General features: G+C 72.4%; 10 protein-coding genes. 3 read left to right on the top strand and 7 right to left on the bottom strand.

Annotation, left to right across the window (positions count from 1 at the left end; genetic code table 11):
- Positions 1 to 38: 38 nt before the first annotated feature.
- From purU to WFJ01_RS13610, 3 genes are all read right to left on the bottom strand, one after another.
- Entirely contained in the window at positions 39 to 890 is an 852-nt protein-coding gene (gene purU, locus WFJ01_RS13620) for a formyltetrahydrofolate deformylase (RefSeq protein WP_251438809.1), read from the bottom strand.
- Positions 891 to 1,016: 126 nt separating this feature from the next.
- Positions 1,017 to 3,644, bottom strand: coding sequence for a discoidin domain-containing protein (locus tag WFJ01_RS13615; RefSeq protein ID WP_336629338.1), 2,628 nt, complete (start codon positions 3,642 to 3,644; stop codon positions 1,017 to 1,019).
- A gap of 356 nt (positions 3,645 to 4,000) precedes the next feature.
- Positions 4,001 to 5,029, bottom strand: coding sequence for a LacI family DNA-binding transcriptional regulator (locus tag WFJ01_RS13610; protein WP_336629337.1), 1,029 nt, complete (start codon positions 5,027 to 5,029; stop codon positions 4,001 to 4,003).
- A 109-nt stretch (positions 5,030 to 5,138) separates the two neighbouring features.
- On the opposite strand from WFJ01_RS13610, the gene WFJ01_RS13605 reads away from it, so the two are divergent.
- Positions 5,139 to 5,621 (top strand): glutaminase, encoded by a 483-nt coding sequence (locus tag WFJ01_RS13605; protein WP_336629336.1) that lies wholly within the window; start codon positions 5,139 to 5,141, stop codon positions 5,619 to 5,621.
- A gap of 207 nt (positions 5,622 to 5,828) precedes the next feature.
- Here WFJ01_RS13605 and WFJ01_RS13600 read toward each other — a convergent pair whose 3' ends face one another.
- Positions 5,829 to 6,569, bottom strand: coding sequence for a glutamine amidotransferase-related protein (locus WFJ01_RS13600; protein WP_336629335.1), 741 nt, complete (start codon positions 6,567 to 6,569; stop codon positions 5,829 to 5,831).
- Between the two features lie 118 nt (positions 6,570 to 6,687).
- On the opposite strand from WFJ01_RS13600, the gene WFJ01_RS13595 reads away from it, so the two are divergent.
- A complete protein-coding gene (locus WFJ01_RS13595; protein ID WP_336629334.1) occupies positions 6,688 to 9,234 on the top strand; it encodes an ATP-dependent Clp protease ATP-binding subunit in 2,547 nt (848 codons plus the stop codon).
- A gap of 227 nt (positions 9,235 to 9,461) precedes the next feature.
- On the opposite strand, the gene WFJ01_RS13590 is transcribed toward WFJ01_RS13595, so the two are convergent.
- Complete coding sequence (locus WFJ01_RS13590) at positions 9,462 to 10,238, bottom strand: LysR family substrate-binding domain-containing protein (RefSeq protein WP_336629333.1); 777 nt, start codon at positions 10,236 to 10,238, stop codon at positions 9,462 to 9,464.
- Positions 10,239 to 10,392: 154 nt separating this feature from the next.
- Between WFJ01_RS13590 and WFJ01_RS13585 the strand changes: the two genes are divergently transcribed.
- A complete protein-coding gene (locus tag WFJ01_RS13585) occupies positions 10,393 to 10,800 on the top strand; it encodes a transferase (protein WP_251438797.1) in 408 nt (135 codons plus the stop codon).
- A gap of 227 nt (positions 10,801 to 11,027) precedes the next feature.
- Here WFJ01_RS13585 and WFJ01_RS13580 read toward each other — a convergent pair whose 3' ends face one another.
- Both WFJ01_RS13580 and WFJ01_RS13575 read right to left on the bottom strand, forming a co-directional pair.
- Positions 11,028 to 11,801 carry a DNA-formamidopyrimidine glycosylase family protein gene (locus tag WFJ01_RS13580; protein ID WP_336629332.1) on the bottom strand — a complete coding sequence of 258 codons (774 nt, stop codon included), beginning with the start codon at positions 11,799 to 11,801 and terminating at the stop codon, positions 11,028 to 11,030.
- The gene (locus WFJ01_RS13575; protein WP_336629331.1) at positions 11,794 to 12,567 is read right to left on the bottom strand and encodes an EI24 domain-containing protein; all 774 of its coding nucleotides are present in this window, start codon (positions 12,565 to 12,567) and stop codon (positions 11,794 to 11,796) included. Before WFJ01_RS13575 ends, WFJ01_RS13580 begins: the two co-directional genes overlap by 8 nt.
- Between the last annotated feature and the right edge of the window lie 21 nt (positions 12,568 to 12,588).

Below are 12,588 nucleotides of genomic sequence, written 5' to 3'. Positions count from 1 at the left end.
GGGCGGCCGCGCGCAGAGGGCCCTGAGGCGACCGTGCCTCAGAGGATGACGGTCGAGCGGCCGTGCACGATCACCCGGTCGTCGGCGTGCCACTGCACCGCGCGCGCCAGCACCAGACGCTCCACGTCGGCGCCGCGGCTCTGCAGCTCGGCGGCGGACTCCGCGTGCGTGACGCGCGTCACGTCCTGCTCGATGATCGGGCCCTCGTCGAGGTCGGCCGTGGCGTAGTGCGCCGTGGCGCCGATGAGCTTCACGCCGCGCTCCTTGGCCCGGGCGTACGGGTTCGCGCCGATGAACGCCGGCAGGAAGGAGTGGTGGATGTTGATCACCGGAGCGCCGAGGGAACCGATGAACTCGTCGGTGAGGATCTGCATGTAGCGCGCGAGCACGACCAGATCCACGTTGCCCTGCAGCAGCTCGAGCTGGCGCCGCTCCATCTCCGCCTTGTCGCCCGAGGGGATGTGCACGAACGGCACGCCGAACGAGCGCACCGATTCCGCGAGATCCGGATGGTTCGAGACGACCATGGTGATGTCGATGTCGAGCTGTCCGCGCTGGGTGCGCCAGAGCAGCTCCATCAGGCAGTGGTCGTACTTGGAGACGAAGATCGCCACCCGCTTGCGCTTGGACGCGTCGTGCAGCGACCAGTCCATGCCGAAGCGCTCGGCCACGGCGCCCAGGTCGGCCTCGAGGGCCGGACGGGCGGCGGCGAGCCCGTCGCGGTGGATCACGGTGCGCTGGAAGAAGCGCCCGCCCTCGGCGTCGGTCGAGTGCTGATCGAGGGAGATGATGTTCACCTCGTGCGCGGCGAGGACGCCCGCGACGGCGGCGACGATGCCGGGCTGATCGGCGCACGCGATGAGCAGTCGTGCGGTGTCGGGCTGCGCCATGACGGGTCTCCTTGCAAGGGGGTGTGCGTCGATTCTGCCGTGCGGACGGACCCGAGGCGAATCGCCGGGCGGACGCGACGGCGGGGACCCGGGCACGAGGCCCGGATCCCCGCCGAGAGGGATCCGTCAGGAGCGCGTGGTGCGGGCGCGTCGCCGGATCAGGGCGAGCGCGGCGCCGGCGAGGATCAGCAGTCCGGCCGCGATCGCCGGGACGACCGCGAGCGCGCCGCCCGTGCTGGCGAGGGATCCCGCTGCCGTTCCGGTGCCGTGCGACCCGCTGTCGGATCCGGTCGAGCCCGGGCCGGCCGACGGCGTCGGCGTGGGCGTCGGCGTCGGCGTGGTGCCGGGGTCGGGCGTCGAGTCGTCGAACACCGAAAGCGCGATGACCTGGTTCGAGGCCGTGCCGAACGGGGCCGACGACGCGGCCGCAGCCCGTGCTGTGGGGCTCGTCGCGTCCCAGGTGCGGCCCGGTGTCGTCGCCGCGGCCGTGTCGTCCAGGCCCAGCACGAGTCCGGAGTAGCGGTTCACGAGCCGGATCGATCCGGTGGCCTCACCGCTGGCGGGGTCGGTGTTCGGGACGACGAACCACTGCTGCCCGACACCGGCCGATGCCTGATCGGTGAGCGTGAGACCCGCGCCCCAGGCGCGCCCGGCGGTCGTGGACGCGTCGACGCCCAGCAGCGCGCCGCCCTGGGTCGCGACGGTGTACGCGCCGTCCCCCGTCGCCGCGAACGTCCACGCGCCGTGCCCGCGGTCCACGGTGTCCGCGGACGTCAGCGCCGTGCCGTCGCCGGAGACCGCGAGCTTGCGCCCGTCGGCGTTGGCGATCGTGTAGGCCTTCGTCGTGTCGACGGCGGCGGCCGGCGAGACCGAGGGCCCCGCGTCGATCGTGATGTTCGCGAGCTGCGCATAGGCGTCGCCCATGCAGCCGAACGAGCAGTACGAGCGGAACGACTTGCCCACGATCGCCGAGCTCGTCTTGTTGGCCGGGTCGACGAACCAGCGGTACCAGGAGGCCGTCGTGTACGCGGATCCGCTGTCGCCCAGGCGGAACCACTTCTGCGTCGCGAGGTTCTTCGTGGCGTAGAACTCCTGCGGCGCGTTGCCCGACTGGTCGGGGTTCTGCGGCTGGCCGATGTACAGCCCGAGGTACGCGTCGTAGGTGACGTCCATCACGAACAGCGGCGACGTCGCGGGCATCTGCCCCTTCTTGATCTGCTGCTGCGCGGTGCCGGGGGTGTTCGGGTCGTACTCCTCGTCGGTGGGGGTGTAACCCGTCTCGCTGTCGTCGGCGACGGGGACCATGTTGCTCTCCTTGCCGGAGATGCCGGGCTGGGTCCAGGTGCCGTCGTACCACTTCTGCCAGGTGCCGGTCGCCATCTTCCCGGAGATCGGGGCGCGGGCGACGTGCTCGTAGAACGCGACCCAGCCGCCGGTCTTGTTCACGATGCGGGAGCCGTAGAACGCGTAGAAGTAGCCGGAGGCGTAGTCGACGTAGAGGCGGGGATCGCCGTCGCCGTACGAGTAGGTCTGCTGCGGGAACGCCGTGGTGTCGCCGCGGGTGGTGCTGTACGGCGAGGTGATCGCGTGGCCGGGGATCGTCCAGGTCCTGCCCTGATCGGTCGAGACCGCGTAGTCGATGGCGTCGTAGTGCAGCCCGTCGCCGAAGGGCTGGGGGGTGAACTCGTTGTGCACGAGGCCGTACCAGTCGCCCGAGTCGGGGTCGACCCACATCTGCGTGATGTCGCAGTAGTTCGGCTGGGTGTAGCTGGATCCGGCCGGCGCCTTGGTCGAGTCCACGCCGGTGGGGCTCGCGTTGCAGAAGTCGGTGGTGTCGGGGTTGGTGCCGGCGGCGTTGAGCGCGTCGTCGGGCTTGGCGGTGTCGAAGTCCGTTCCGGTGTACCAGTTCCACTGCCGGATGTCGCCGTTGCTGCCGTCCGGCTCGTTGTAGTAGTTCGCGTGCGACTCGCCGAAGTGGAACGTGCCGTCCTTGTCGATGAACGGGCTCGCGGGGGTGTCGTCCGGATACTGCCAGGTGCTGTCGTCGACCGAGTCGGTGGTCACGGTCGCGGCGGCGGGCTTGGGCGTCGGTGTCGGCGTGGGGGTGGGGGTGGGGGTGGGCGTGGTGATCGGGTCGGTCGTGTACACGACGATCTCCGAGGCCGAGGCGTTGTTCGACCCGTTCACCGCATCCAGGACCTTGAACTCGACGTAGCGCGCCGACACGGGCTGGGCGAACGCCACGTACTGGATCTGCGTGCCGCTGGTGGGCTGCGAGAAGGTCGCGGTGCCGGCGAGCGACCATCCGCTGTTCTTGCCGTCCTTCGCGACGTCGGCGTCGTTCGTGGTCAGCACCTGCACGTTCTTGACCGGGCCGTTGCCCTGCACCTTGACGGAGTAGCCGAGCCCGGTGAGCGCGTGCTGCGCGCCGATGTCGAACGTGAGGTAGTGCGGCATCGGGTCCGGCGCGCCGCCGTTGTAGTCCGAGGCCCACTGGGTCGAGTAGTCGCCGTCGAACGCCCCCTTCGCGGTGCCGTCGAGCGAGGGCGGGGCGGGGTAGGGCGCCGATTCGGAGTCGACGTCGAGGAGGGTGTAGCCCGTGTCGGGGATCGCGGCGCCGGCAGGCGGGGCGGGGTCGGCGTGCGCCGGAGAGAGGGAGCCGAGGCCCAGCGCGGTCGCGGCGATCGCGAGGGCGACGCCGCCGGCGACGGCACCGCCTGATCGGCGCGGGAGGGACAGGATCTGTGGAGGCATCGGTCTTCCTTGCTGCATCGTCGAGGCGGGGAGAACAGGGGACACGGTACGCCTAAGTTATCGCTAACATCAAGTCCTTTCCGCTTAATCAGCGGACCTGATCCGTGCGATGGATATCGCAAACATGCGGATGATGGATGTCAGGATGCCGGGTCCTCACGGGGAGTGCGGGCGACGGGACCCCGGGCGCTCCAGCGCCCTGACCGGGCGCGGCGCAGGCGGGGAGCTCCGCGAGGCGGGGCCCAGTTGCGCGGGCGGCGGTCAGCGGCGCGGCGCGGCGGTCGACGGCGCGGGGTGACGGTCGACGGCGCGGGGCGACGGGCGGACGGTGCGGGGCTCAGTTGCGCGGGCGACGGTCAACGGCGCGGGGCGGCGGTCGAGCGGCGCACCACGAGCTGCGGCGTGATCGACTCCGCCGGGGGCACCGCTCCCGGGTGGGCGATCGCGTGCAGCAGATGCTCGACGGCGATGCGCCCCACGTCGCCGAAGGGCTGGGCGACGGTCGTGAGCGCGGGGGAGCAGAACTCCGCGAGCGGGATGTCGTCCACCCCGACGATCGACACGTCGTCCGGGATCCGGCGGCCGAGCTCGGCGAACGCCCGCGCGAGGCCGAACGCCATCTCGTCGCTCGCCACGAACACCGCGGTGACCTCCGGGATGCGCGCCAGGATCTGCCCGGCACGGTGCCCAGAGGCGGGGGACCAGTCCCCGAGGATCTCGGGCGGGGCCTCCCGGCCGGCGTCTGCGAGGGCCTCCCGCCAGCCCTGGGTGCGGCTGGACGCGTCGAGCCACTGCTGCGGTCCCGCGACGTGCCAGACGGTCTCGTGGCCGAGATCCAGCAGATGGCGGGTCGCGATCCGGCCGACTTCGCGCTGGTCGACCGCGACCACCTGGGTCGATGCGGTGCGCGACCCGTCGATGGTGATCGTCGGAACCGCGCGGGTGAGCTCGTCGATCGCCCGCGACGTCGCGATCAGGGGGAGCGCGAGCACGATCCCCTCCACGCCCTGGTCGGCGAGGCGCGACATGGCCAGCTCGATCTCGCCGGCATCGAGCGACGGCGTCGTGACCGAGTTCACGATGTACCCCGCCTCGGACGCGGTCGTCTCGATGCCGACCGTGACCGCGGTGCGCGAGTAGAAGCCGGTCCGCAGCGAGACGACGCCGATCGCCCTGCTCCGCCCGGAAGACAGCGCGCGGGCGGCGTTGTTGCGCCGATAGCCGAGCTGGTCCACGGCCGCGAGCACCTTGGCGCGGGTCTCGGGCTGCACGCTCGGATTGCCGCTCAGAGTGCGCGACACGGTCTGCGCCGACACCCCGGCCAGGCGCGCGACGTCGGCCATCCCGGGGGCGCGGCGGGGATCCGGCGTCGCTGGGGTCGTCATGAGATCCGATCGTGGGGCGGAGGCGCGGGCGTCGTCCCGGCACACGTGCATGATAGCGATCACTCGGACGGTCTCGGAGTGCCGCCATCGGCGGGATTAGCCTGGTGGGGTGACCTCACCTGACTCCGGCGCCGGGCTCGGCGCGCTGCTCGGACGGGCGCGCGCTGCGCTCGCCGAGGTGCCGCGGGAATCCCTCGGACGCGAGAGGACGTCGCGTTGGCGGGCGCCGCGGATCGTCCGCGCCGGATCCGCCTGGCACGTCGGCGTGCTGCTCCTCGCCGACGATGCGGTGTTCGCGACGGCGGAGGTGCTGCGCGCCGCCGCCCCGGTGCGCCGGGGGTATGCGGCGGAATCGGCCCGGGCCCGGGCGGAGCGCCGCGCGGAGGCCTCCCGCGGCGGATTCCGCGACGGCGAGACCGTGCACGTGGGCTGGACGGCGATCGATCTGGACGCGGTCGAAGCCGGGGTATCCTCCGGTCCGCTCGCCCTGCGGGACGGCGTGCCGTCGGTGCGCTGGTCTGCGGCGGGAGGCTACATGCCGCTGGAGGCATATCTGGACGAGCGGATCGCCCTGCTGCGCGACGGCGCCTGACGCGGACCCGGCCGCGCTCTCGCGAGACCGCATCTCCGCGTCGAGACTGCGCGAATCAACTGCGGTCTCGCCACGGAGATTCGGTCTCGTCGCCCCGTTGCCGTCTCGTGGCCCGTCGGCGCGGCCGGTCGGACCCTCCGGCGGAATGCGCATCGGGCCGGACCGTGGGGGTGGCCGGGGGATCGCTCGGGCGGCGCGGATAACGCGTCAGTGGCCTCGGCGGCGGTCCAGGGCTCGGGCGCCGAAGCGATGCAGGATCCGGGCGGGTTCGGTGACGACGGATTCGAGCACCGCCTCCTGGACGGTGTGGAACGCGTCGGGGTCGAAATAGCCCGTGGTGCGGTAGAAAACCATCCGGTCGGCGAAGTCCCGCGGCGAGGGCTCGGGGTGGAACTGCGTCGCATACAGGTCGGCGCCCACGCGGTACGCCTGCACCGGGCAGGTGTCGTTGCCGGCGAGCAGCACGGCGCCGGGCGGCGGGGCGACGGAGCCCTCCTTGTGCGCGGTGAACGCGTGGAACACGGGGCCGGCCGGCCCGAACAGCGGATCGGTCGCACCCTCGGACGTCGTGCGGATCTCCGCTGCGGCGGCCTCCTCCGGGGTGCCGTTGCCGACGGTCCCGCCGAGCAGCCGCGTCACCACGCCGATCCCGAAGCAGGTGAAGAACGCGGTCGTCGTCCCCTCGATCGCGCGCTCGGCGATCCGCTCGAGATCCGCCTCCACGCGCCGCTGCGTCGCCGACTTGCGGGCATCGGTGACGTTGAACGGGGATCCGCCGATCACGAAACCCGCGTAGCGGTCGAAGACGTCGTCGGGCAGCGCCGTCGTGGTGAGGTCGACGCGATCCAGTGCCTCGGCGTCGACGCCGAGGGCGACGCGGAAGGAGGCGCGCTCCGCCGTGGCCGCATCCAGCTCAGGGCGCACGCCGACGTACAGAAGCGAGGCCATCCCTGGATTCTAGGGGAGGGGGACGGGGCGTCGAAGTCCGGATGCAATGGTCGGGAATAGGATCCGCCACCGTGCGTTGAAGTTGACAGCACAACGCTCAAGTTTGAGAGGAAGCGAAATGCCCAACGACTTCACCGACGCGGGTTCGGGTTCGTTCGACGACTTCCTCGCCCGTTACCTGGCGGGCGAGCAGGCTCGTGAGACGCGCTCGATCGACCTCAGCCGGTTCCTCACCGTCCGCACCCAGCGCATCCTGCAGCGCGCCGGCCGATTCGCCCTCGGGCGCGGCCAGACCGAGCTCGACGCGCTGCACGTGCTGCGCACCGTCGTCGAGGACGACGCCGTGGCCGAGGCGATCCGCAACATCGGCGTGACCGCGCAGACGATCGTCGACGCCGTCGAGGCGCGACTGCCCGCGCCGGCCGGCGCCTCGGACGTGGACGCGGCGACCATCACCCCCAGCGCCAGCCGGGCGCTCTTCCACGCCTACCAGGTGGCGCGCTCGTCCGGCGCGACCTACATCGAGCCGGAGCACGTCTTCTTTGCCCTCGTGCTCGGACAGGACGCCCCCGCCGGGCAGATCCTGGCGCGCGCCGGGGTCACGGCGGAGGCGCTCACCCAGGGGATGCGCGAGACCGTCACCGCGGGAGCGGCCCCGGAGGCCGACGCCGCGGCGGACGCCTCCGAGACGCCGATGCTCGACCGCTTCGGCCTGGACCTCACGGCACGAGCCCGTGCCGGCGAGCTGGATCCCGTGATCGGGCGCGCCGCCGAGATCGAGCAGACCATCGAGATCCTCAGCCGCCGCACCAAGAACAACCCGGTGCTGATCGGCGAGGCGGGCGTCGGCAAGACCGCGATCGTCGAGGGGCTGGCGCGTGCGATCGTCGACGACGCCGTGCCCGCGCAGCTCAAGGACCGCCGCGTCGTGGCGCTCGACCTGCCCGCGATGCTCGCCGGCACCCGCTACCGGGGCGACTTCGAAGAGCGTCTCACCCAGACCATGGACGAGATCGCCGCGCACAAGGGCGAGATCATCGTCTTCATCGACGAGGTGCACACGGTCGTGGGCGCGGGCGGATCGGGGGAGGGCGGCGGCATGGACGCCGGCAACATCCTCAAGCCGCGCCTCGCCCGGGGCGACCTGCACCTGGTCGGCGCGACGACCCTCGCCGAGTACCGGCGCATCGAGAAGGATCCGGCTCTCGAGCGCCGCTTCCAGCCGGTGAAAGTCGCCGAGCCTTCGATCGAGGACGCCGTGCGGATCCTGGAGGGTCTGAAGCCCGCCTACGAGCAGCACCACGCCGTGACCTACACCGACGACGCGATCCGCGCCGCGGTCGAGCTCGGCGCCCGCTACCTGCCCGACCGCGTGCTGCCGGACAAGGCCATCGACCTGATCGACCAGGCCGGAGCGCGACTGCGACTGCGGCTCGGCCTCGTCACCGACGTCGCCGCGCTGTTCGCCGAGCTCGCCGACCTGGAGGCGCGCAAGAACGCGGCCGTCGGTGCCGAGCACTACGAGGAGGCCTCGCGCATCCGCGACGAGATCGCCGCGGTGCAGGCGCGGATCGACGACGCCGGTGCACCGGTGGCCGACGCCGCGGACGCGGTCGTCGACGAGGCGGAGATCGCCGCGGTGATCGCCCGCGCGACGGGGATCCCGGTCAGCCGGGTCTCGGAGAGCGAGCGCGAGCGGCTGGGCGACCTCGAGGCCGACCTGCACGCCCGCGTGATCGGGCAGGACGACGCGGTCACCGCCGTGGCGCGGGCCGTGCGCCGCAGCCGCACCGGCATGGGCGATGCCCGTCGGCCGGTCGGATCCTTCCTGTTCCTGGGCCCCACCGGCGTCGGCAAGACCGAGCTGGCCAAGGCGCTCGCCGATCGCCTCTTCGACGACGAGACCGCCGTGATCCGCTTCGACATGAGCGAGTTCGGCGAGCGGCACACCGTGTCGCGGCTCGTCGGCGCCCCTCCGGGATACGTCGGCTACGACGAGGCGGGACAGCTCACCGAGCGCGTGCGGCGCAACCCGTACTCGATCGTGCTGTTCGACGAGATCGAGAAGGCGCACCCCGACGTGTTCAACCTGCTGCTGCAGGTGCTCGACGACGGCCGTCTCACCGACGGCCAGGGACGCACGGTCGACTTCCGCAACACGGTGATCGTGATGACGTCGAACATCGGCTCGGAGTTCCTGGCTTCGCGCTCCGGCGCGCTCGGGTTCGTCGCATCGCAGGATGCGTCCGCCAACGGGTTCGCCTCGCAGGACGACCTGCGTGCGCGGGTCATGGGCAAGCTGCGCGAAGGCATGCGGCCGGAGTTCCTGAACCGCATCGACGAGATCGTGCTGTTCTCCAAGCTCGGACGCGAAGAGCTGGGGCGCATCGTCCGGCTGCTGCTGGAGGCGACCGCCCGCCGCCTCGGCGGCCGCGAGGTGGTGCTCGACGTCACCGACGCCGCGGTGGCCTGGCTCGGCGAGCACGGCTACGAGCCGGAGTACGGGGCGCGGCCGCTGCGTCGCCTGATCCAGCGCGAGGTCGACGACCGCATCGCGGACCTGTTCGTCTCGGGCGAGCTGAGCGACGGCGGACGCGTGCAGGTGGACGCGGCCGGCGGCGATCTCCGGGTGACGTCCGCGACCGGGCTCGCGCGGGCGGCCTGATCCGCGTGACGAGGACTCATAACGGCCGGGCTCCCGCGGATCCCGGCCGTTGTGCAGGGAGCACCCGCATTATGCAGGGAGGACACGACGGCGGGCGGGTGGCCTGCCCGGAAAATCGCGGAACGACGGGTCGCCGATGGCGAACCACGGCTGCCGGCCCTGCACAATGCGCGGGCTCCCTGCACAACGGCGCGGCGGACGGCCGGAGGCCGACGTCCGAGCGGGCGTCAGCGGGAGGAGTTCGCCGTCCGCCCGCGCACGACCCCGACGAACGCCTCGATGTCGGGAGTCGTCGCCCCCTTCGGCCAGGCGAGCAGCACCGGCGAGACGGGCGCGCCGCGCAGGATCCGGAAGTCCACGTCCTTACGGTGGTGCAGCCGGGCCAGCGACATCGGGGCGACGAGGATCCCGACGCCGGCGGCGATGGTCTCGACCGCGTCCTGGATCGTCTCGAGCGGGGGGATCCGGGACGGGGAGGTCGGGAGATCCAGATCTCCCAGCACGTCCTCGTGCGTGGTGAGCAGCGTCTCGGCCTCCAGGTCGGCGGGCGCGAGCTCGTCGGCGGCGAGCAGGTGCGATTCCGAGGAGGCGATCACGACCGGCAGCTCCTCGTACAGCGGGATCGCGTGCATGTCCTCGTCGTCGAAGGGGGCGCGTACGAGGGCGAGGTCGACGATCCCGTCGGTGAGGGCCGCCCGCTGCGTCGGGAACGCGATCGGCACGAGCTCGAGCGCGACGTGCGGCATCCGGTCGTTCCAGGTGTCGATCCACCGTCCGGGCGTCGCCCCGGGCACGGCACCGAGGCGCAGCGTGCGCGGTTCCTCGGGGGTCGGGGCTGGCGCGTCGAAGACGACCTTCTCGGTCTTCTTCGCCGGCCGCTGCGGGGCGCCCTTCGCGGTGCCCTTGCCGGCCTTCCCGGCGTTCCGGCCGCCGGCGGTACTGCGGGCGCCGCCCTTGGCGGAGCGCACCGCGGGTTTGCGTCCGGAAGCGCCTCGCCTGCTCATGCGTTCAGCGTACCGGCGACCGCGTCGCGCCGCCGCTGCGGGGCACGTCGGGGAATCGCGGCGCGACACGCGCGAAATGCGTGCACGGGAATAGATCCGGCGCGCACGAGGTTGCAGATGTATCCGGGGAAAGTCCCGGGCACGGGAGGTTTTCGTGGGTAAGAACTACGTCGACATCGAGGACGGCCGTGGAGGCACGCTGCGCTACCGCAAGCACGCCAACGGCCGTGGTCTGATCGCGCACGGTGCCAAGGTGCACCCGCAGGCGATCGTGGAGGCCGGCGCCTATGTCGAACCGGGTGCGAAGGTCGGGGCCGGTGCGCACGTCGCACGCGGCGCCTGGATCGAGCCCGAGGCGATCGTGGGCGTCAACGCCCGGATCGAGGCCCACGCCCACATCGGGCAGGGGGCCGTGATCGGAGACGGCGCCACGATCGGCGTGCGCACCGAGGTCGGCACCGGCGCGCACATCGCGCGCGGTGCGAAGATCGGCGACGACGAGACGGTCGCCGCCGGCATGAATCTGAACACCGACCGCAAGGGCCTCTGGCTCGCGGCCTGATCATCACGGTCGGCCGCCGGGTCGGCCGCTGCGGACTGTACGCGAAGACGCGCATCCCCGAGGGGTTGCGCGTCTTCGCGTAGCGGCCTGTGACGATCAGCACACGCTGTGACGATCAGCACACGGATCCAGCCGGATCCTGTGCCGATCGTGACACTGCGTGCCGATCGTGACGGCACCGGCCCGAGCAGCAGCAGCACCAGCGCCAGCACCAGGCCGGTGCGCGGTCAGCGCTGGCAGTTCGGGCACCAGAACGTGCGGCGCTCTTCCGTCGGATCGGCGCCCAGCTCGCCCGTGCGGATCGGCGTCCCGCAGCGCCGGCACGGACGGCGTGCGCGTCCGTACACCCACGTGGTGCGCCCGGGCAGCGCGACGCCCGTGAAGGTGCGGTCGGGGCGGTCGCGGTTGGCGCGGATCGTGCGCGCTCCCAGATCGAGCAGCGCTGCGGCGTCCACCTCCGTCGCGGGTCGCGTGGGCAGGACGCCCCGCAGGAACAGCAGCTCGGCGGCGTACTCGTTGCCGAACCCCGCGACGTTGCGCTGATCCAGCAGGGCGACGTGGACCGGCCTCGGATCCGCCCCCAGACGGCGCGCGGCCTCGGCCGGATCCCAGTCGTCGGCCAGCGGGTCGGGTCCCAGGTGCCCGACGAGCTCCTCCTCGCGGGCGGTGGGGACGAGCGCGAGCATCGACACCTCGAACCCCACGGCCTCGACATCCGCCGTGCCGACGATCGCCCGCGCCGTGTGCGCCGGCGCCCGCCAGCGCTCGCCGGGCCGGTACAGGTGCCAGGCGCCGTCCATGCGCAGGTGCGAGCGGAGCGTCCGGTCGCCGATGCGCATGAGGATGTGCTTGCCGCGGGGCGCCACGGCGTGCACCACCGATCCGGTGAGATCGGCGTCGGCGAGCTGCGGCACCCGCAGGTCGAACCGCGTGATCGTTCCGCCCCGCAGCGCGTGGTCGAGGCGCGCAGCCGCGCGGTAGACGGTGTCGCCCTCAGGCACCCTGCGCCGCCTCGATCGCGTCGGGATCCGCGGCCGCGGCGCGGTCGGTGAGCGCTCGGGCGAGCATCGTGGATCCGGCGACGGCCCCGGGCATCGTGACGACGGCGCCCAGCGGGATCATGAAGCAGAGCTGCGTGGCGACGCCGAAGCCGAGCACCCGCGCCCTGCCCGTCGCGAGGAGGCGTGCGCGATCGCCACGGCTCAGGCCGCGGGCGTCGAAGGCGCGCGCGGTGAGCTCCCGGGCGAGCAGGCGCCCGGACAGCAGCACGCCGACGACCGTGGCGAGCACCCCGCCCACGACCGGGACGAACCCGAGGGTCAGGGTCAGCAGGGCGATCAGGACGCCGAGCACGACGAGGCGCAGCCCTTCGCCGACGGTCGACCAGAAACCCGTCTCGCCGGTCGGCTCGGCACCGCCGAGGCTGCGCTCCACCTCGCGCCAGATGCGCTGGTAGAACGGGTCGCCGATCGTCAGCGTGAGGGCGGTGAAGAGGAGCCCGGACAGCACGGCGCCGGCGACGAACAGCACGACGCCGAGGGCGATGCGCAGCGCATCCCGCCAGCCGGCGATCCAGCCTTCGGCGAACGGCGTCAGCCAGGCGGTGATCGGGCCGAGCGAGAAGCCGAGGGGGATCAGCAGGGCCGCGAGCAGGAGGGCGCTGATCGCTGCGGGGATGAGTCCGAGGGCGAGCAGTCGCGGCCGGGTGCGCCAGAGGGCGAATCCGCGCAGCAGGGTTCCGACGCCGGCGGCGAACTCGTGGATCATGCCCCCAGGGTAGGCGCGACC

This window comes from Microbacterium sp. MMO-35 (assembly GCF_037147555.1).
Classification (GTDB): Bacteria; Actinomycetota; Actinomycetes; order Actinomycetales; family Microbacteriaceae; genus Microbacterium.
The sequence above is the reverse complement of the archived record's forward strand: the minus strand, read 5'-3'. Positions and strand labels throughout refer to the sequence as shown.

Bases quoted from the DNA above. Each gene is read 5' to 3' on its own strand.
- purU (WP_251438809.1), bottom strand. From the start codon at position 890: ATGGCGCAGCCCGACACCGCACGACTGCTCATCGCGTGCGCCGATCAG.
- WFJ01_RS13615 (WP_336629338.1), bottom strand. From the start codon at position 3,644: ATGCCTCCACAGATCCTGTCCCTCCCGCGCCGATCAGGCGGTGCCGTC.
- WFJ01_RS13610 (WP_336629337.1), bottom strand. From the start codon at position 5,029: ATGACGACCCCAGCGACGCCGGATCCCCGCCGCGCCCCCGGGATGGCC.
- WFJ01_RS13600 (WP_336629335.1), bottom strand. From the start codon at position 6,569: ATGGCCTCGCTTCTGTACGTCGGCGTGCGCCCTGAGCTGGATGCGGCC.
- WFJ01_RS13595 (WP_336629334.1), top strand. From the start codon at position 6,688: ATGCCCAACGACTTCACCGACGCGGGTTCGGGTTCGTTCGACGACTTC.
- WFJ01_RS13590 (WP_336629333.1), bottom strand. From the start codon at position 10,238: ATGAGCAGGCGAGGCGCTTCCGGACGCAAACCCGCGGTGCGCTCCGCC.
- WFJ01_RS13575 (WP_336629331.1), bottom strand. From the start codon at position 12,567: ATGATCCACGAGTTCGCCGCCGGCGTCGGAACCCTGCTGCGCGGATTC.